Genomic DNA, 19,254 nt, shown 5'->3' with positions numbered 1-19,254 from the left:
CTCGTTGTCTTCACTGGACAGCGATATCCGTGTCGATCGCCGCACCTGGCGGGAACTACTCGATTCGACACTACGGTCGCACCGTGATTTCCTCGAGCGTGTCTACACGATGCGCGGTGAGGAAGACGACACCCGACCGAGCGGAGCCAGGGCGGGCTGAGCATCGAAACAGGTGGAGCTGCTCGCTGCCGGTGGACACGAGGCGGTTGTTCGGGCGCGGCGCCGCCGAGCAGAGCGCGGATCCGGATCATCGGAGTTGCCGGGGTTCGGTCCTGAGGTCTGCCGCCGACGCTATACCCGCAGGAACTCGAAATACACCGCCATCAGCCCCCTACCCGGCAATTTATATGACGACTATCCGGTCATCGGCGAGGCTTCGAGATGAATACTCGGAAATCTTCTCTGCGGTGCCCCGGTGAAATAGAATTCGACGACAACCTCTATCAGCCCGTTTGTGTTGGCGTTCGTTTTCGCTGAACCCCTGGCGTCAGGGTATCGGCAAGTTTCCGAGAAACAAGGAGGTGTGTGCGGCAATGGTGGACACAGAACCCACGCTGCGGGCGTGGCCTGCATTGCGCGTCGATGACTGGACTCGGACACGCGACACCTTGCATATGTGGACACAGATCGTCGGCAAGATCAGACTCTCTCTGGCTCCGCTGGTAAACCACTGGTGGCAAGCCACCTTCTATGTCAGCCCACGGGGACTGACCACCTCTGCTATTCCGCATTCGGCGGGTTTATTCGAGATCGAGTTCGACTTCATCGACCATCAGTTGCGTATCCGGACCAGTGCGGGCCGCACTCGGCAGATCGCGCTCGAACCCAAGCCGGTTGCCGATTTCTACGCCGAAACCATCGGTGGGCTGAGCGAACTCGGAATTCCCGTGCGTATCCAAGCCAGACCCAACGAGGTCGAACCGGCGATCCCGTTCGCCGACGACTACGAACATCGATCCTATGATGCTACGGCCGCCACCTTGTTCTGGCAGCAATTGGTCGCAGCCGACCGAGTGATGCACGAGTTCCGTTCGCATTTCATCGGCAAGGTGAGCCCAGTGCACTTCTTCTGGGGCGCGATGGATCTGGCGTGTACCAGATTCTCCGGGCGAACAGCGCCGCGGCACCCGGGCGGTGCTCCGAACTGCGGCGACTGGGTGATGGTCGAGGGCTACTCCCATGAATTGAGTAGCTGTGGATTCTGGCCGGGTGGTGGCGCGGAGGGCGCCTTCTACGCCTACGCATATCCGGAACCCGACGGATTCGCCGAGTACCGCATCGGCCCGCGAGAAGCGTTCTACAGCCGAGAAAACCGCCAGTTCCTGCTGCCGTACGAGGCGGTGCGCACCGCTGAAGCACCGGAACGGGCGCTACTCGAATTCCTCCACACAACGTATGCGGCGGCCGCCGATCTCGGTCATTGGGACCGCGCAGCCCTCGAAGCCGACCCCGGTCGCTGGGATCACAAGCGCCGAATACACCACGCATCGGAGGTGCGGTCATGACCGATCGACAAGACCTACCAGCTCCTGAGCACGGGCTGATCCTGACGCATTTCTTGACTGTGCGTGATGTGGCTCGGTCACGGAACTTCTACGCCGACATCCTCGGCGGTCAGGTGGTTCTGGAGGAGAACCCCGCCATTGTCAAGGTCGCCAACAGCTGGATAATCATGAATCCGGGTGGCGGACCGACCCCGGACAAACCCGACATTACTCTGGTGCCGCCGCAGCCTGGAGATCCGGTTTCCTCGTTTCTCAACGTCCGCGTAGCGGATATCGCCGCCTTTTACTCGGAGGCAAAAGCCAAAAAGGCCCGATTCCTTACCGAACCATTGGACCGCAAGGCCGAGTTGCGCTGCTATCTACGCGACCCCGACGGCTACCTGATCGAGGTCGGCCAGGCTACCGGCATACTTCGCGGTGTTTTCGCCGATCGTGTGGTCGGAGAAGGTGATTGATCTGGTCGACATTGCCGACGGCCTCGTGCACCAGTCGGCCGTTCGCCACCGTCCAGTGCGTCAATTCGGTTGTTCGCCTCGAGGATTTCACCGGCAATGTAGGGATCATGTTGCAGTCGGAATCGCACGACCGACCGCGCGCTCGTACAACTCTGCCGCGATATCACGGTGCCCGTTGGGGTCGAACGGCACGATGGCCGCCACATGTGCGTCCGGCCGGATCAGGACTACCGTATCGGTGTCGACACCGAACCGTCGCTGAACCCGGCCGCCCGGATCGAACAGGGCGTGCCTGCGAAGACCGGAGTCGTGCGGGGCGTCCCACCGGCTGACCGCGAATCGGCTCAGGGCCTGCGATTCGGGGCCGATGACGGCAGGGCGGCGGCGGACATCAGTGAAATAGAGGGCGACAAAGCTGTTCACCACCAAGTCGTGCAGGTGGACCGGCCCGTTCTCGCCGAACAGCGGCAGATCGGGGGCGCGGTCCCCCGGCCGTACCGCAGTGGGTTCGTCACCGATATGCACCATCGACCAGTCGCCGGTGCCGTCGACATCGAGTCGGACACCGAGGAGCCCACGGGTGAAGGCATTCCCCCAATTACCTTCGCGCATCGCAGAAACACCGCTGCGCTTGCGGGCCATATACGCACGGGCCGCCTCGGCCATATGCCCTGAGCCTCGTGCGGCGACCGGCCGCTGCTCCCGTTCATATCCGGCCAGAAGGGATTCATCGGCCCATCCGCGGAGCACCCAGGCGAGGCGCCAGGGCAGATTCGACGCATCGAGAACACCCGTGTTCAGACCCAGCGCCCACATGGGGGTGATCAGATGAGCGGCGTCACCCATCAGGAAGATTCGTCCGTCCTGCCATCGATCCGCGACCCGCTGATGGACAGCATAGATATTGGAACCGATCACGTTCAGCCCACTGACATCGCCGATGAATCGCCGCGCCTTCTCCGCGATCTCCTCGCGACTCGGTGCGTTCTTCCCAGCGGCGAGCGGATAGAGGAAACGCCAGCAATGTGGCTGGCGGACCACGATCATCCACTCGTCGGGATCGCCGAAGTAGGCGAGGTAGGGATAGTCACGCGGATTGCTGATATCGAGGTCGACCTCGATATCCACCAGCATGTAGCGTTCTTCGAATGTCTGGCCTGCCACGGTGATCCCGAGATCCTCACGGATCTTCGATCTCCCGCCGTCGCATGCGAGCAGGTAAGGCGCGGTATAGTGCGCGTACCCGCCCGGTGTGGTGAAGTGCAGCTCGATGTGATCTTCTCGCTGGGTGAAGCCGGTCAGCCGGTGATTCATATGTAATGAACCAGGCAGCCGCCTTTCGAACGCTTCACCCAGGATCGGCTCGAGTTCGTGCTGTGAGATGTTGATGAGAAACGGAAACCGGGTGTCTTCGACAAGGTCGCCGGTGCGCACGGTCGCGGACGGAGTGTTCGTCGCCCGATCGATGTCCCCGATTTCGTCGATGCGCAGCGATGCCTTCAGTACATCGTCGAGAACACCGTATCGATGGAGTACTTCCAGCGTGCGCGTGAGTATCGTTCCGGCCTTGGTGTCCGAGGACAGACTGCCGTCCTCCTCGAACAGTGCGACGGGGACACCGTACGCGGTGAGGCCCAAAGCGGTGATCAAGCCGATCGGTCCGGCGCCGACCACCGCGACCGGCAGTCGATCGTATGGTTCGGTCAATCCGGTTCCTTTCGGTGAGTGCGGTCGCAGGTCGGTTGCGAGCCAGGCATCGCTGTCGCGTCGGACAGGTCACCGCCGCATCGGATAGCAGGAACATCTGGTGTCCGCGTGCTCGCTTCGTCAGCAGTTGGTTGGGGCGGGCTCTCCGCGAACCCGGGCCTCCAGCCACAACAGTGCCTCGGGTGCACCCAGTGCCGCCGCCGATAGATGTTCGACTCCCGGCAGGCGTTCAACAGTGGGCAGGTATTCGACCGTAGGTACTTGCCGGGTCTGTACCCGCACCCCTGCCGCGCACCAGCGGCGGATGGTGTGCTCGATGGCATCGACCGGAATCTCCTGGTCGTCTGGCGAATGCCATTCGAAGATAGGTGTTTCCGGCACTCCGGCATAGAGTTCCAGGCTGTTCTCCGCTACGACCGACCTGGCATCGCGGCTGTCGAAGATCGAGGTGCTGGTGACGTACTCCCCGGCGCTGCCGCCGGTGCCCGCGGCGAGGATATCGTTGCTGCAGCTGTTGACCATGGCATCAGCGACCGCGAGGCCGCGCGGGTTGAGATATGAGCTGATCGGCAGCCGGTCCGGGTACTCCCGTTCCAGACCGATCGCCGCAGCCATGGCTATCCCGAACGAGGGGTGCGGGCCCAAGCCCAGCGCCTCCGCCATCGTCTCCAGATTCATCGGTGCACCGCCGATGGCCGCGCCCGCGAGCTTCAGCTCCGGTGCATACATAGGCTGCAACGCGGCCGCCCATGCGGTGGCCAGACCACCGCCGGAGTAGCCTGCTATTACCGCTGGGCTGCGTTGCACGTTGAGGGCAGGCAGCCGCTTCACCGCCCGGACGCCGTCCAATACGATTTGGCCACCCAAACGCGCTGCTCCCAGCGCGAACTGCGGTCCGAGATGATCTGGCAGCGCGACACTCCAGCCCTGCGCCAGCACCACGTTCAAGCTCGGCACAGTCACCATCAGGTTCAGATCGTCGCTGTACAGCTTGTGCGATACGGCGCATTCGGTGCCGAGTCCGTTGATGAAGTGCTGATACGACAGCAGCGGCCCGCCGGGCCGGTGCCCGAAGGGGGTAAGAACCGTAGTCGTCGCCGCGATCGGTGCGCCACGCGAGTTGGTGGACCGGAATTTGACCAGCGTGACGGTGGAACCGGGGAAGATCGCCAGCGGCGGCAGTGCCCGCACACCGAGCACATCTCCCGGTTGATATGCCGCCAGATCCGCTGGTGCGGCATAGAAGGGGTCCGGATCGGGCCGCGGATACAGTGGTTCCGCGGTTGCCGTCGTCGTCAGGAGCAGCCCGAGTGTCACACCGCAGATCGCCGCCATGCGGGGCGCAGCCTGCCTACTACGCCTGCTGCCAGAGGAGAGAAGAAGCTGCCGGATCACGACCTTGACCTCCACGGGTAGTTCACGGCATTCGTCGCCCGGTCAGCTTGCATTCAAATCCGATATCGTGGGCAAATATCCAGCGACACGCCGAGTGGTGAGTCGAACACCAGGAAATCGAGCTGTCTACGCGATGTCATGCCAGCGGTATCGAACACGAATTGCCTCAGCAGGCTCAGGTCCTCGCCGCGTGCGGCTCATCCGGAATGCTCGAGCGGTACGCCGCCCCGGGCACGATATGCACTCAGCGGCGCATCCGATAGGTCGACATCGACTCGAGCCGGCTCGTCGGTCGAGTCCATCGCGTCTGTGCGCCCGATACCACGGCAGACCGAACCGGTGATTGTGAGGATCGACGGTTGCTGTTCAGCTCGACGTCATCTGGTGGTCCAGCTCGGGCGATACGTCTCATGGGTGAGAATTCGCCGTAGTACCCGAAGCGCACTCGCCATGGTTGCCGTGTGCGCGACCGCAGTTCTGTCCGCCTGCTCCTCATCGAGTCCGGGTGGAGACTTCACCGCCACCAAGGATCAGCCGTTGGTGATCTCGCTGGACGAGCTACTGGCCAAGACCGGCGGCAGCGCCGCGGTCGCCATCGCCGATCCGGAGCACGGCACAATCACCCGGCGCATCGACGGTGCGGTGGTGTACACACCGGAGGCCGGGTACACCGGCACCGACAGCATCACCGTGACAACCACCGACGCGGTGCGGCTGTTCACCACCGATATTCCGCCGCTCGGCGACTTCGGTGGGGTGAGCCTGCAGGACAGCGGGTACGGGTCGGCGCTGACGCCGGTGCCAGGATCGACCGACGAGTTCTACAGCCTCACCGACCGCGGTCCGAATGTGAACGGCAAGGCCAAGAATGAGAAGTTCACGCCGGTACCGACGTTCACACCAACCATCGCCAGGTTCAAGCTGGTCGGCACCGAGGCGGTGCTGCAAGACACCATCCCGCTGAAGAATCCGGCAGGACAGCCGTTCAACGGCCTGGTCGACACCTCGGCCACGACCGGTGAGACCATGCGCGATCTCGACGGAAACCTACTGCCGCCCACCGATCACGGTATCGACAGCGAGGGCTTGGTCGCGCTGCCCGACGGTACCTTCTGGGTCTCCGACGAGTACGGGCCGTTCATCGTGCACTTCGCTGCCGATGGCACCGAGCTGGAGCGGCTGGTCCCAGGCAACGGTCTGCCCAAGGAACTTTCGCTGCGTACACCCAATCAGGGCATGGAAGGGCTCACCGTCACACCGGACGGCAACACGCTGGTCGGCGTGGTGCAGAGCGCACTGAAACAGCCGGGTGTCGAATCGGCGCGGGAAGTGCCGATGACCCGGATCGTCACCGTGGATCTGCGGACCGAGGACGTCAAGGAATTCGTGTATCCGCTGGAGGATCCGAAGCAGAAGCTCATGGTCTCCGAGATCACGGCGCTCAGTGACACCACCTTCCTGGTTGTCGAGCGCGACGGCGGTAAGGCGCCCGCGGCCAATAAGAAGCTGTGGACCATCGATATCGCCGACGCCACCGATATCGGCCCGCAGGCGAAGGTCGATGGCGCGCACTATGATCCGGAAAAGGGCCTGCTGGTCGACGATAAGCCGCTGGAACTGCTGGTCGGCGCCGTGCCCACCGCCGAAGGTGTCGCCACGCTGCGGCAGGCGGGTATCACCCCCGTCGCGAAGCAGTCCGTCCTGGACCTCGCCGGCCTGCTGGATGGTCTGAACGCCGAGGGTGAGTTCTTCGGCCACGACAAGATCGAGGGACTCGCCACCCTGGACGGCGGCAAGACCCTCTACATCGCCAACGACAGCGACTTCGGCATCGAGGACGCCACCGGTGACCAGCCACCGTTCGGATTGAAAGCGAAGATCCTCGCCAACGGCGTGCAGGACTCGAGTGCGGTGCTGTGGGTGGACACCACCAAGCTGCCTGCCGAGACGCAAACGGCGACGATCACGGTCACCGTAGAATAACGACATAGGCAGCAACCCATCACACCGGCGAACTCTGATTCGCCGGTGTGTGCACTGCTATTTCGCCGCCGAGGGTGTAGTTCTCGGATAGCTGTAGCCGGTCTCCGCTCCAAAAACGGCCGGGGTCATACCAGTCGGGACTACGGTTCTGGGGCAGCAGCCCCATGGCTTGGTATGTCGTGGCGACGATTTCGGCGCAGTACGCGTTTTCCAGCTCCCTGGCGGCCTTCCGGTTCGGTCCCCGGCGGGGCAGGCGGCCTGCCCGGCCGCGGAGCCAGCGCGCGGCCAGACCGGCGGTGGACGGAAACGGGGTGCCGTCGAGCCGGGCGATGGTGCGCAGCACGCTGTCTTCCATCTCTCTGGTGGCTGGCGGGTCCAATTGACGCAACCATGCCCGCTGGCCGTAGCGGTTCGCCCACACCAGCACAGCATCGCGCAGATTGTGCAGCTGGACGCCGCGGTGCGCGGTTCCCGACCACATATCGGGCAGGCTGCGTCCGAGCTCCGCATGCCAGATCAGAGCGGGAAGATCGTCGATAACGACGGACATCCCGACGTGGTTCACCGGACTGTTCGTCGTCATCCGGATCACCCGGTCGGCGGTGGAATGGCCACGGAAAAGCCAGATATCGCCTGTTCTGGTGACCTCGACCGCACGGTCGAGGCTGATGCCGGTCCCCATCATGGTCGTAGCCTATGCGGTATGAGGTGGTGGAAGGTATTGGGATTAGCGGGTGTAGCCGGTGTAGTCGCCACCGGCGCCGTGGTGGTACGCGCCGAGCGCCGTCGCCGTGCGTACACCCCGGACCAGGTTCGCGAACAACTGCACGTGCGCTTCGCTCAGGCGGCAACAGCCCCGCACATGATCGAAACCGCCGCACCGGAACCTCGGGCACGCAAGGGTGTCAGCGGGGCTGTCCGGCGATTACTCCGGCGCCGGGCGCGACGGGGGAGGTGAGTGTGAGTCGATCCCGCCATCACTGGTAGGCGTGGGGTCCGTGTGTGCGGGCACCTGCAGGCAGCCGTTGCCAGGCCCCGCTGTGACCGTGGCGACGAGCTGAAACGCCGCCAGCACTGGCTGCCAGGTCAGTTTCTGACCGAGGGTCGTATCGGGTCGGCTGACAGCCTTTGCGGCGAATGGCGTCGGAAGGCGTCTATGGCGTCGAAATCCATGTGCTGCCATCGCTGTCGAGGTGCCAATCCTGCCGCAGGCCGTCCCCTTCGCGTACGACATCGGTGAGCCAGATGGTGCTGCCCGGATCCCAGCCTGCGATGACCGAGGCGGTCTCGGTGTCGACCTGAAGGGCCCGCGTCGCACTGCTGAGATAGCACAGAGGCGTGAGGTGCAAGGCATCCCACTCGCCGGCGACACGTTCCCAATCGGGGATGACCCACCGGCCGTCGCGGCCGGTGGTGCGGAACCAGTCATGCCGTCGGGACGCGGTGACTTCGAGCGGAAAGCAACGACACAGTAATATCCAGTCCTCTTCCGAGCGGACTTCGAAAGTCCGGCCTCTCCCGTAAACAGGTATCGCTGTCGCTTGCTGCCACCCGAGCCCGTCTTCTACGAGGCTCAGCCCAGCAGGAAGACGGCCGACAGTTGTGACGAGCCCGAGCGGGATCGACCACCATCTTCCGCTCCAAGCCGCATGAGGGCCGCGCAGGCGTTCGCGCGCGAACCGTGCTTCCTCCGCGCGTGTATCGGCCGCCCACTTCCTGAGTGTTTGTTGCGGATCCTTCGGCAGTGGCGCCCGGGCGTTGGCTGATCGCCAATCGATAGCCCACTGCTCGGCCCGACGAGGCTCCCCGAACCACTCCATGACCGGGGACGACGCGAGGTGTTCGGCGAGGCGTGCGAAGGCCGACCGGATGATCGGGTGGCCTGCGAGCACGTCCTCACCGTCTGGCTCCTGCCAGTACATAGCGGAATCCACCGACCGTGCCAAGGCAGCCTGAATCCGGCCGGTGTCGAGGTCTGCGAGATCCACAGCGGCAAGGGCGGCCGAGAGCTGCTCCAGTGACCGAACAGGGATGGGATCGGCGCCGCTCCCATCAGGCGGGGGCGACTGAACCCGGTATGCCCCGCTCACTACTTCACCGCTGCGTTGGAGTTGGAAGACCGCGGTTGAAATGTCCGGGTCCAGCTCCATGGCGAGTTCAAGGCAGAAACGTCGACCCCGCGGTCCTTCCAGGAGCAATTGCGCATTCGGATTCATCTGGCTACCTCGTAACTTCCTGTCGTGCTTGCATCTTCCTGTCGTGATGGAGAAATCTCCAGGTCATTTCGTGAGACTGTGCGCAAGCGGTTCTCGCTCGCCGTTCGAGCGATCCCCTTGTGTGAGCCGGCCGCCTCCTTCGGGGTCGAGGAGCGGTGGTGCGGAATCCGGCGGTAGCGCGAATCGATCTGGGCGGTCGCCCCTGGGCGAGCCCTCGAGGTCGTCGGTATCGCGCATGAGCGAGTCTCGACGCTAGGAATTTGCTCGATGGCGAGACACAATATTGGCAGTGATGAATGTTCCAGGGTGATCTGTCGTCCGCGGCAGATCCACCGCGCCTGCACTGATTGGGGGCGGAACCGACGATATGTGGCGAGACGGCGAGCGTCCGAAACGGCTTTCTGTTTCCGCGCTGGCGGCGGTAGCCAATCCGTCGTACTCGCGAATAGACACGTGGAATCTGCTCGACGACGCGTGCCGTCAGCTCGCCGATGTCACCCGTGCCGGGCTGGACACCACCCATGAAGCCGCCAGGGTGCGGCGTCTGCTCGATCGTCTCGGCACCTACGAGCGGTACTGGCTGTATCCCGGCGCGGCACGACTGGCGGCGTTCCGCGGATATGTCGCCGAGCTCGCCACGGTGCGGCTCACCGAGGAGGTGTCGCTGGCCGTGCGTCTGCTCTCCGAGTACGGCGACGGCACGGTGCTGTTCGACACCTCAGCGCCATTGGCCGATCAGGAACTCGTGGCGCGGGCCAGACATCAGCAGTTCTATACCGTCCTGCTCGGTGACGATTCGCCGCCTGATTCTCCGGAGAGCCTGGCGGAGAGCCTGCGGGCGCTGCGCGACCCGTCGGACGATGTGCGGTTCGAGCTACTGATCGTGGCGAGCATCGAAGACGCTATCACCGCTGTCGCGTTGAACGGCGAGATCCAGGCGGCGATCATCCGGCACGATCTACCGCTGCGTTCCCGCGACCGGGTGCCGCTGATGACCACCCTGCTCGGCATCAACGACGGCGTGGTGGTGGCCGACCGCACCCACGATTGGATCGAATGCGGAGAGTGGATCAGGCAGCTGCGGCCGCATATCGACCGGTATCTGCTCACTGACGAGTCGATCGCCGCGGAAACCGAGGACGAGCTGGACATCTACGATCGCACGTTCTATCGGCTCAACGATGTCACCGACCTGTACAGCACGGTGCTCGCAGGTATCCGCAGCCGGTTCGCCACCCCGTTCTTCGACGCGCTACGCACCTACGCGGCCGCACCGGTCGGCCAATTCCACGCCCTGCCCGTCGCGCGCGGCGCCAGCATATTCAACTCCAAATCACTACAGGATATGGGCGAATTCTACGGTCGAAACATCTTCATGGCCGAGACCTCGTCCACCTCCGGCGGACTGGATTCACTACTTGACCCACACGGCACCATCAGGGCGGCGATGGACAAAGCCGCCGAGACCTGGCGTGCCGATCACACGTACTTCGTCACCAACGGAACATCCACCGCGAACAAGATCGTCGTACAGGCGCTGACCCGGCCGGGCGATATCGTTCTGATCGACCGTAATTGTCATAAGTCGCACCACTACGGCCTGGTACTCGCCGGGGCATACCCGTTGTACCTGGACGCCTATCCGCTCGAGCCCTTCGCCATCTACGGCGCCGTATCCCTGCGCACCATCAAGAAGGTGCTGCTGGACCTGGAGGCGGCCGGGCAACTGGACCGAGTGCGCATGCTGCTGCTCACCAATTGCACGTTCGACGGCATCGTCTACCACCCCCAGCGCGTCATGGAGGAGGTCCTGGCGATCAAACCGGATATCTGCTTCCTGTGGGACGAGGCATGGTACGCGTTCGCCACCGCAGTGCCATGGGCACGGCAACGAACCGCGATGGTTGCCGCCGAACACCTCGAAGCAAGGTTGTCTTCACCCGGCTATGTCGAGGAATACCGCAGGTGGCGTGCCTCGATGCGGGGAGTCGACCGCGCCGAGTGGAGCGACCACCGGCTGCTGCCCGACCCCGAGCGCACCCGGGTGCGGGTGTACGCGACGCATTCCACCCACAAATCGCTATCGGCGCTGCGGCAGGCCTCGATGATCCATGTCCGCGACCAGGACTTCGAAGCCCGAGTCCGCGAGGCATTCGGTGAGGCATTCCTGACCCATACCTCCACCTCGCCGAACCAGCAGCTCCTTGCCTCGTTGGACTTGGCGCGCAGACAGGTCGATATCGAAGGTTTCCAGCTGGTCCGGCACGTCTACGATATGGCGCTGGTCTTCCGTCACCGTGTCCGCAAAGACCGGCTGATCGGCAGATGGTTCCGCATCCTCGACGAGGACGATCTGGTGCCCGACGAGTTCCGCTCCGCGGCAGTCAGCTCGTATCAGCAGGTCAGGCTGGGTGGCTTGGCCGAGTGGAACGAGGCGTGGCGGTCCGATGAGTTCGTGCTCGACCCGACCAGGGTCACCCTGTTCATCGGCAAGACCGGTATGAACGGATACGAGTTCCGTGAGCAGATCCTGATGGACCGGTTCGGCATCCAGATCAACAAGACCTCGATCAACAGTGTGCTGTTGATCTTCACCATCGGCGTCACCTGGTCGAGCGTGCGCTACCTGCTCGACGTACTGCGCCGGGTGGCCACCGACTTCGAGCGCAGCCATAACGCGGCAGGCGCAGCCGATCGCGCCCTGCGCAGGCGCCGGGTCGACGAGATCACCAAGGACCTGCCCGCACTACCCGACTTCAGCGAGTTCGACAGCGTATTCCGTCCCGATGAGGCCAGTGCGTTCGGCGATATGCGCTCGGCCTTCTACGCCGGGTACGAGGAGTCCGATCGCGAACACGTTCTGCTCGGCGACGCGGGCCGCCGGATCGCCAAGGGCAAGACCTTGGTGTCAACGACCTTCGTGGTGCCCTATCCGCCCGGCTTCCCGGTGCTGGTCCCTGGGCAGGTGATCTCGAGGGAGATTCTGTATTTCCTGGCCGAACTGGACGTCAAGGAAATCCACGGATACAACCCCGATCTCGGGTTGTCGGTCTTCACCGAGGATGCGCTCGCGCGGTTGGTAGCGGCCGGACACGCGGGTGCTGTGGCGATCGGTGGTGCGCCGCAGGTAGCTCCGGCTCCGGCCACCGAGATCGAGGATCGGGTCGTGCACTGAAACTCCACTCGTGTCGGTTGGAGTCTCGATTTCTCTCCGAGCTGGGCAGTCCGGTTCATATTGTTGTTCCACGGGGTTCCCGATGAGCGGGAGCAGTGCTGGACGTCGACATTATGCGTCAGCACTCTTGGTTTCCAAGACCGAGTTTGGAGCAGAACAGTGACCGAATCAGTTCTCGAGCAGATCATGCAACACCAGGACGACTTACGGAAGGAAGGCTTGGAGGCAGATCGGCTTGGCCGCCTGGCGGATGCGACTGTCGATACGATGAAGGCTGCGGGATCGATCAAAATGCTGCAGCCAACGACATACGGTGGCTTCGAGTGCGGTGTGCGTGAGTTCGCCGAGACCGTCATGGCCATGGCAGCACTCAACCCGTCCGCAGGCTGGGTGAATGGTGTCGTCGGAGTGCATCCGTGGCAGCTCGCGATGGCGGATCCCCGTGTACAAGAAGAGGTATGGGGTGCGGACGACAATACGTGGCTGGCGTCTCCGTACATGCCGAACGGTAGGGCGATCGCGGTCGACGGCGGTTACCGGATGAGCGGCCGCTGGAGTTTCTCGTCGGGAACCGATCACTGTCAGTGGGCTTATCTGGGCGCGATCACATGCGACCGTGACGGTAATTTTGTCGATCCGGGGATGCTGCATGTCGTCATTCCCCGCAGCGAGTACTCGATCGTCGCGGACTCATGGGATGTCGTTGGCTTGAAAGGTACCGGTTCCAAGGATCTCGTCATCGAAGACACCTTCGTCCCCGAGTATCGCGTTATGGAGTACAGCCGACTGCTCGACGGTACTCAGGTCCGTGCGGCCGGATTGTCCCAGACCCTCTACCGCATGCCGTGGTCATGCATGTTCCCGTTCGGTATCACCGCCGCCACGATCGGAATCTGTGAAGGTTTCCTTGCCGAGGCCATGGACTACCAACGAGATCGGATCACCGCACAGGGGACTGCGGTCAGGGATGACCCCTACACCTTGTACGCCATGGGGGATGCGGCGGCGCAGATCAGGTCGGCACGGGAAGCCTTGATCACCAACGCGGAACAGATCTGGGATCTTGTCGATGCGAACAAGGAAGTCGGCTTCGCCCGCCGCGCGGCGGGCAGGCGCGATCAGGTACATGCCGCATGGCAGGCGGTGCGTGCGATAGACGATATCTATCCGCGATGCGGTGGCGCCGCACTGCGGATGGACAAACCGCTGCAACGGTATTGGCGCGATGCGCATGCCGGGCTCCACCATGCCATTCACGTCCCGAACACCGTCTACCATGCCGCGTCGTTGAGCTCGCTGGATGTCGAGCCGCGAGGGCCGCTGCGCGCGATGATCTGACCGTCGCTACCGCCTCTCGGGCGATCCGCCGGACCATGGCCAGAGGATTACAAAACCTGAGCACTGGATCAGTTCCTCGGCGCCGGTGGACGAGTTTGTCGACTCGGCCACCGCAAGATGTGTGTAACCGCGTATGTCACAACGCGGTAGGTGAGGACAGCGGGTACGACGAACAGTAGCGCCAGGCGCAGCACCAACATCGCGCCGCTGACAGCCAGATAACTCAGGCTTGTGCCTTCGGGTGACCCGAACCCGTGTCGCTGCGACAACGCCGCCATTACCGGATACAGGGCGAGATACAGCACGACCAGGATCACCGGTATACGGACCAACCACAGGCCCGCGAGCAACCGTAAGGTACCGGCAGTTCTCATCGCGCCAGCTCCGGTCCTGAGGTGAGGAATGCGAGTAGCAGGGCATTGCCGACCGTTCCTCCGGTCGCGAAACGCAAGCGGGTTCCGCTCCACAACGGCAGACCGGTGAGGTCTGCGGTGCGATACAAGCGGGTGAACATGTCGTGGTGACCGAGGGAACGGGCAGGGGCGAGCGCGAAACCGGTAGCCGCGACCGATATCCCGAGTATCAGGGGACCGCTGTCGAGATCGCCTGCACCGTGATAACCGTCGCCGTACTCGCGAATCGCACTGAAGCCGAGGAAACTCCGCTGCTGGCGGAACAATCCGGTCGCCAACTCCTCGGCGAGCGCGCGGTCCGCGAAGCCGGCGAAATAGGCCGCCAGTCCGGTTCCTGAGGCGCGTGGGGCGTCGAGCGCATGCCCGTCGACATCCATGCGCTGCAGGATCAGCCCTGTGTCCCGATCGATCTGTTTCGCGCGTACCTGCTGCGCCCAGTGCGAGAGGACCGCAGTGTGGTCGACGCCGGTCGCGCGGCCGTGGACCGCGATCGCGGCGGCGACGGCTGCCACGTCGGTGGGGTAGGCCTCGCCGGGATAGGTGTCCAGCAGCCCGGTCGGGGAATCGAGCAATCGCCGCTCATAGGAGGCGATCAGCGCGTCATGCCGGATGGCGAGGTCGGCCGGAAACGCCGGATCTACCAGGCGCGCCATCCCGAGCGCGAGGGCGGGATAGGCGAGATAGGCGTGGCCGTGCGGGCTGTCGAGGTGGGCTGATCCGTCCTCGCCGTGCCAGGCTGTGGTGAATACGGTGCGCATTTCGGGTAACAGACTCTTGGCTGCCGCGCGGGTCACGATGGGGGCATAGCGTTCCCGCCATTCGGGATGCTCCAGACACACCTGCGCCAATCCCAGCGCCGTCATTTGGTGTGTGAGCAGCCCCCACATACCGTCGATCACCGCTCCCGAGCCCGTATCTCGAAGTCGATCATCTTCGACTTCGAAGGCCATCAACTCCTCGGCGAGCCCACGCACCTGCGCCGGATCTCCACGTAACCATTTGTCGGCGTCACGACCGCACCACCAGCTCGGCAGCAAGCTCACGACGGACATCGCCACCACGATGCCGACCAGGATCGCGAGCGGACGGCGAAACCTGGTTATCGACGCACCGAGCTGGTCGGACTCGCCACGGCCCGAACGTCTATCCATACCTCACCGTACAGTGAGAATTTTCATCCTCGGTGAGACCCGTTGTATCCGTGGGAGATCGATGCGACGTGAGTGATCCGCGATGGCACCCTGATCCGATCGGCCGCGTCGCCGCCAACCGGCCGTTCTATTCCGGTACGCACCGGATGCATGGAATGAACGTCCAGGTCATTGTCACCGGCGACGGGAACATCATGTAGGCATCAGGAGCACTGCCCGGCATTTTCCACGATGCGAAGGCCGCCTGGATCTGGCGAGTCCTGCGCAAAATACGCTGCTGCCCTGACAAAGCCGGGCAACCCGTCAAGGCCGTCGCCATGAATGCATACCTCTTCTCGAAAATAAATCGTGTGAGCGAACACTATCCGTGAGAGTCGAGGAATGACACGTTGTCCGCAGCGTTACGTGACCAGACATTCAGAAACAATAGCCACATATGCCCGATGTCGGCTAGCATCGGGGAAATTCGATCGAATGGACAGTGATGATAGATGCAGGACCAGGCTACCCCGGATCACCCGAGAACTACCGATGGATGATCCACGTGCCTGATCCGACGGAGAAGAGCCGCCGGACACTCGCGCTCTACCTGACTGCGGCCGCAGCATCTTTCATAATCGTTGGATACTTCGTCGACCTGCACCTGCTGCGACAGATAGGATTTCTGGCGCTGCCGCTTTTCGTATTGTGGCTGGTCGATATCCTCGGCTCCGAGGCAGCGCATCAGCCGCGCGTGATTATCGCACCCACATCGCCTTGGTCAAAGCTGCGGTACAGGCCGAGTAAGATATTCACCATGGCAACAGGGCTATTGATATTGGGCCCCCCTTCCCTCGCATATGGCCTGTTGAACGGAGTTCCGGAAGCTATTGCTGCCGGAGTTGTTTTTCCCGCAATGCTAGTTGCTGCATTCCTGCTCAGCGCCCCCGTTTTGCTTCACGGGGGACTATATTTTGAGCGCGACCGTATTCGTATCTCCACTTTCTTATACGAAAGAACTTGCGACTGGGATGCGATCGATTCTATATCTGTCGTAGAATCCTACCAGGGTAGTGATGCGATCAGAATATCCGCAACGGATGCAGTTCACACCACCTTTCGCAAATTCGGCCCTCGGCGCGCATCGAAAAAGGTCGACTCGAATTGGGATATCATAGCGTGGCTCTGGGGGGTAAAGATCAACTCCCTGGCTTCCACGGTGATCTATCTCAAGGATCATGCGGACTTCAGAGACAGCCCTGATGAGATCGGACTCCGGTCCATGTTGAGAACCCCGGACCGGCATCGGTAACGACCTCGAGCCGAGCCTCGTACCTCACCGATTCGTTGCCTGTTCGCATAGGTTCGGACGTTCTGCATCATCCCCATCCGAGCAGCTTTTTCATGCCGGCGATGCTGGTCGAATCTCCGATCTGCTCTGCCGAGTGTTTTGCTCCGGGGCGCGGAAGCAGCTCCCGCCATTGGTGAAGTCTGCCGAGCCGATTGGGCGGGGTTGTCGAATCGGCTCACTGCATTCTGCTCAGCGGCGGCAGAAACGCCGCCGTCGAGACACCATGCCGCAACGAGGTGGAGAAATGACTTGACAGCTTTCCATCGCCAGTTGAAGGCTAGCGGTCTATGAGCATTGCTGCGTTACGCCAGATGTTCGAGCAGATGGTGGAAAAGAAGGACCCCGCGGCCATCGACCGTTTCTGCCATCCGTCATTCGTGATGTTCTCCAACGGCGTCACCCAGGATTTCGAAGCATTCGCCGCAAGTCATCGCGCGATCTACGCCACGTCGATCCGCTACTCCGTGGAGTACGACGAACAGGCCTGGGTAGAAACGGCCGACAAGGTCGCAGGCCGGGTGTGGATCACGATCAGCCGCCCGGGCGAAAGCCCCACTCGTATCGAGGTCGTGTTGATCGCCGCTTTCACCGACGGCCGGATCAGCCGCGTCTGGGAGACAACGTGGCCGAGCTGGAAAACATTGCCGGCATTCGAGACCTACTGATCGAGCACAGTCAGCCGATGCCTCGATTACGCGATCGAGCGTAGTGAAATGGCGGCGGTTGAGGCTCGGCTGGGCCGCCATTTCACTGCGCTCGACGAGCAGAACGTGACGTGTCGGCCGATAGTGGCCGGATACCGGCGAGTTCGGCCGTATTGTGGCTGTGGCCTGTCCGCACGCCGCCGGTGTGGCCAGGCGCTTCAGGAGCACTGATTGTCGCGGACGCATGCGAGCAGCAACTGCGTGATGTCGGCTCGCGGCGGCGTTGTGGCGCGCGGCTGGATGGCCAAGGGGACCTGCGGGAAATCGCCGATATCAGCTGCGCCGAGTTCGGTGGCGGATCGGAAACCATAACGCTTCCAGGCGATCTGCTGAATCTTCTGATCCCGGAGTGCCGTGATGAGCTGATGTGCGGGGGTAGTGAGGGCGAGGACCGGATTGCTGTTGAAGATAGTCGGATCCGGGTACAACAACCGAGTATTCGCCAGGAGCGCCTCGGTGGCGGGGGCGTTGTCCCGGTAGGCGACCAGTTGTTGCAGGATCTGGTTTTCGTATCCGGCGTACAGCGAGGCCGCGCCCTGGATGAGCCATTCCCGGAAACCGCCGTCGGAGCTGTCGGATTGCAGACCCTGTGCGTCATAGAGGTCGCGCACCGTCGGCAGTCCCGCCTCGGCTTCCGCGATTGTCGGTGGCTGGAACACATCACCAGAGCCGATGACCGTCAATTCCAATTGCAGCAAAGTGAATCCGGAGTTCGATGATTTCGGATCGGTACTGGTGATGCGGATCGGACCGGCCAGGTGCTGCGCGTCGATGGCCTCCCACTTCTGCTTGGGCAGTATGTAATCCAGCAGCAGCCGCTTGAAATCGACTACGTAATGGGAGTCTGTGTGCTGTACCACGACGCCGGTGCGCATGAGGGCATCGGTGGCGGCGGCCCCGGCGTAGATCACCTCGGGAGTCTCGAGTACCGATTCGGCACGATAGTCGGGGAAATCCCCAGTATCGTGCGATTCCTCGAAGACGCTGCGCGCACTCGCCGAGGACGGCCACAGGCAGTCGATTTTCTGCAGGCGCAGCTGATCGGTGGGCAGCTGCACCAGATCGTAGGACCCGCGCTTATCGAAGCGCACCTCGAGCCCGTAGTCATCACGCAGGATATCGCGCACCTCGGTATCGGCCATGAGCGCGGATTTCTCCGAGCCGCCGAGGCAGGTGAGCTGCTGTACGGCGGCCGGGGTTTCGTTCGAATCACGAATCACCACGACGCCGATGGCGATGGTGACCGCGGCGATCACGATCGCGATGACGACAGGTAGACGGGATCGGTTCATCGTTCCTCGTTCGGGGGAAGCTGTGGGGGATTCATGAGTTCCAGGTGAGCCAGATCCCGGAAGAAGGGTTCGAGGTCCGCTTCGCCGATCTGTCCGGCGCTATGCGCGGTGAATGTCTCGAATCCGGCGAGTACGCGGCGGCTTCGGTCCAACAGTTCCTCGGTATCACGGTAGAGCGCCGGATGATCCTGGATCTGCACATACCGCTGCAGCGTCGATTCCACACTGGTCAGGTAATCGAGCATGGTGCGCGCAGTCATCGACCAGTTCGCCGGCTCGACCGCCGCGGTGCGCTCCAGCAGGCCGGGAATGGTGTCGCAGGCCCGTAGCAGTGATGCGCGGGTATCGATATCGGTAACCCGGGCGGCCAGCGAATTTATCCGCCGGTTGGTGTCCGATACCTGTCGCGTCAGCTTTTTGCGCTGCGTACCGGCTGAAACAGTGTATCCGGCGATAGCGGTGAGCATCGCCGCGCCCACTGCGATCAACACCGCGCCCACCGGAGATCCGAGCACGGCGTAGAGGCCGAGGAAGGCGACAACGAATACCCCAAGCGCCGCGATCATTGCGGAATTACTCGGCACGGACAC

General features: G+C 62.8%; 16 protein-coding genes and 1 pseudogene. 9 read left to right on the top strand and 8 right to left on the bottom strand.

The window, feature by feature from the left end:
• Positions 1-4 precede the first annotated feature (4 nt).
• The 3 genes from ACL02S_RS15840 (at position 5) to ACL02S_RS15830 (ending at position 1,960) form a co-directional block, all read left to right on the top strand.
• A complete protein-coding gene (locus ACL02S_RS15840; RefSeq protein ID WP_412803178.1) occupies positions 5-160 on the top strand; it encodes a hypothetical protein in 156 nt (51 codons plus the stop codon).
• Positions 161-533: 373 nt separating this feature from the next.
• Positions 534-1,505: a DUF5996 family protein gene (locus ACL02S_RS15835; protein WP_412803177.1), complete on the top strand. Its 972-nt coding sequence runs from the start codon at positions 534-536 to the stop codon at positions 1,503-1,505.
• On the top strand, positions 1,502-1,960 hold the full coding sequence (locus tag ACL02S_RS15830) for a VOC family protein (protein WP_412803176.1): 459 nt from the start codon (positions 1,502-1,504) through the stop codon (positions 1,958-1,960). Before ACL02S_RS15835 ends, ACL02S_RS15830 begins: the two co-directional genes overlap by 4 nt.
• A 105-nt stretch (positions 1,961-2,065) precedes the next feature.
• Here the strand turns inward: ACL02S_RS15830 and ACL02S_RS15825 are convergent, their stop codons facing one another.
• Together ACL02S_RS15825 and ACL02S_RS15820 are read right to left on the bottom strand one after the other, a co-directional pair.
• Entirely contained in the window at positions 2,066-3,667 is a 1,602-nt protein-coding gene (locus ACL02S_RS15825) for an FAD-dependent monooxygenase (RefSeq protein ID WP_412803175.1), read from the bottom strand.
• A 120-nt stretch (positions 3,668-3,787) separates the two neighbouring features.
• A complete protein-coding gene (locus ACL02S_RS15820) occupies positions 3,788-5,002 on the bottom strand; it encodes a lipase family protein (RefSeq protein ID WP_412803174.1) in 1,215 nt (404 codons plus the stop codon).
• A 510-nt stretch (positions 5,003-5,512) separates the two neighbouring features.
• Here ACL02S_RS15820 and ACL02S_RS15815 point away from each other — a divergent pair.
• Positions 5,513-7,045, top strand: a complete 1,533-nt coding sequence (locus tag ACL02S_RS15815; protein WP_412803239.1) for an esterase-like activity of phytase family protein — start codon at positions 5,513-5,515, stop codon at positions 7,043-7,045.
• 19 nt (positions 7,046-7,064) lie between these two features.
• On the opposite strand, the gene ACL02S_RS15810 is transcribed toward ACL02S_RS15815, so the two are convergent.
• Entirely contained in the window at positions 7,065-7,730 is a 666-nt protein-coding gene (locus ACL02S_RS15810) for a hypothetical protein (protein WP_412803173.1), read from the bottom strand.
• Positions 7,731-8,199: 469 nt separating this feature from the next.
• Positions 8,200-9,261 (bottom strand): hypothetical protein, encoded by a 1,062-nt coding sequence (locus tag ACL02S_RS15805; protein WP_412803172.1) that lies wholly within the window; start codon positions 9,259-9,261, stop codon positions 8,200-8,202.
• A 367-nt stretch (positions 9,262-9,628) separates the two neighbouring features.
• Between ACL02S_RS15805 and ACL02S_RS15800 the strand changes: the two genes are divergently transcribed.
• Positions 9,629-12,436 carry an aminotransferase class I/II-fold pyridoxal phosphate-dependent enzyme gene (locus tag ACL02S_RS15800; RefSeq protein ID WP_412803171.1) on the top strand — a complete coding sequence of 936 codons (2,808 nt, stop codon included), beginning with the start codon at positions 9,629-9,631 and terminating at the stop codon, positions 12,434-12,436.
• Positions 12,437-12,595: 159 nt separating this feature from the next.
• Positions 12,596-13,774 carry an acyl-CoA dehydrogenase family protein gene (locus ACL02S_RS15795; protein WP_412803170.1) on the top strand — a complete coding sequence of 393 codons (1,179 nt, stop codon included), beginning with the start codon at positions 12,596-12,598 and terminating at the stop codon, positions 13,772-13,774.
• Between the two features lie 68 nt (positions 13,775-13,842).
• On the opposite strand, the gene ACL02S_RS15790 is transcribed toward ACL02S_RS15795, so the two are convergent.
• The gene (locus ACL02S_RS15790; RefSeq protein WP_412803169.1) at positions 13,843-14,148 is read right to left on the bottom strand and encodes a hypothetical protein; all 306 of its coding nucleotides are present in this window, start codon (positions 14,146-14,148) and stop codon (positions 13,843-13,845) included.
• Entirely contained in the window at positions 14,145-15,338 is a 1,194-nt protein-coding gene (locus ACL02S_RS15785) for a hypothetical protein (RefSeq protein WP_412803168.1), read from the bottom strand. The genes ACL02S_RS15790 and ACL02S_RS15785 overlap by 4 nt, the downstream gene beginning before the upstream one ends.
• Positions 15,339-15,410: 72 nt before the next feature.
• Between ACL02S_RS15785 and ACL02S_RS15780 the strand changes: the two are divergent.
• From ACL02S_RS15780 to ACL02S_RS15770, 3 genes and pseudogenes are all read left to right on the top strand, one after another.
• Positions 15,411-15,535: pseudogene (locus tag ACL02S_RS15780) on the top strand (IS5/IS1182 family transposase); the annotation flags it as partial.
• Positions 15,536-15,882: 347 nt separating this feature from the next.
• On the top strand, positions 15,883-16,629 hold the full coding sequence (locus tag ACL02S_RS15775) for a hypothetical protein (protein ID WP_412803167.1): 747 nt from the start codon (positions 15,883-15,885) through the stop codon (positions 16,627-16,629).
• Between the two features lie 326 nt (positions 16,630-16,955).
• Positions 16,956-17,333, top strand: a complete 378-nt coding sequence (locus tag ACL02S_RS15770) for a nuclear transport factor 2 family protein (protein ID WP_412803166.1) — start codon at positions 16,956-16,958, stop codon at positions 17,331-17,333.
• Positions 17,334-17,530: 197 nt separating this feature from the next.
• On the opposite strand, the gene ACL02S_RS15765 is transcribed toward ACL02S_RS15770, so the two are convergent.
• Positions 17,531-18,664 (bottom strand): hypothetical protein, encoded by a 1,134-nt coding sequence (locus tag ACL02S_RS15765; protein ID WP_412803165.1) that lies wholly within the window; start codon positions 18,662-18,664, stop codon positions 17,531-17,533.
• Positions 18,661-19,254, bottom strand: a complete 594-nt coding sequence (locus tag ACL02S_RS15760) for a hypothetical protein (protein WP_412803164.1) — start codon at positions 19,252-19,254, stop codon at positions 18,661-18,663. Before ACL02S_RS15760 ends, ACL02S_RS15765 begins: the two co-directional genes overlap by 4 nt.

It is taken from the genome of Nocardia spongicola, from assembly GCF_047200775.1.
GTDB lineage: Bacteria > Actinomycetota > Actinomycetes > Mycobacteriales > Mycobacteriaceae > Nocardia.
This window is presented reverse-complemented; position numbering and strand designations above follow the sequence as displayed.

What these genes read in the sequence shown, in the direction of transcription:
- ACL02S_RS15835 (WP_412803177.1), top strand. Translation starts at nt 534, where the DNA reads ATGGTGGACACAGAACCCACGCTGCGGGCGTGGCCTGCATTGCGCGTC.
- ACL02S_RS15830 (WP_412803176.1), top strand. Translation starts at nt 1,502, where the DNA reads ATGACCGATCGACAAGACCTACCAGCTCCTGAGCACGGGCTGATCCTG.
- ACL02S_RS15820 (WP_412803174.1), bottom strand. Translation starts at nt 5,002, where the DNA reads ATGGCGGCGATCTGCGGTGTGACACTCGGGCTGCTCCTGACGACGACG.
- ACL02S_RS15815 (WP_412803239.1), top strand. Translation starts at nt 5,513, where the DNA reads ATGGTTGCCGTGTGCGCGACCGCAGTTCTGTCCGCCTGCTCCTCATCG.
- ACL02S_RS15810 (WP_412803173.1), bottom strand. Translation starts at nt 7,730, where the DNA reads ATGATGGGGACCGGCATCAGCCTCGACCGTGCGGTCGAGGTCACCAGA.
- ACL02S_RS15805 (WP_412803172.1), bottom strand. Translation starts at nt 9,261, where the DNA reads ATGAATCCGAATGCGCAATTGCTCCTGGAAGGACCGCGGGGTCGACGT.
- ACL02S_RS15800 (WP_412803171.1), top strand. Translation starts at nt 9,629, where the DNA reads ATGTGGCGAGACGGCGAGCGTCCGAAACGGCTTTCTGTTTCCGCGCTG.
- ACL02S_RS15790 (WP_412803169.1), bottom strand. Translation starts at nt 14,148, where the DNA reads ATGAGAACTGCCGGTACCTTACGGTTGCTCGCGGGCCTGTGGTTGGTC.
- ACL02S_RS15785 (WP_412803168.1), bottom strand. Translation starts at nt 15,338, where the DNA reads ATGGATAGACGTTCGGGCCGTGGCGAGTCCGACCAGCTCGGTGCGTCG.
- ACL02S_RS15770 (WP_412803166.1), top strand. Translation starts at nt 16,956, where the DNA reads ATGAGCATTGCTGCGTTACGCCAGATGTTCGAGCAGATGGTGGAAAAG.
- ACL02S_RS15765 (WP_412803165.1), bottom strand. Translation starts at nt 18,664, where the DNA reads ATGAACCGATCCCGTCTACCTGTCGTCATCGCGATCGTGATCGCCGCG.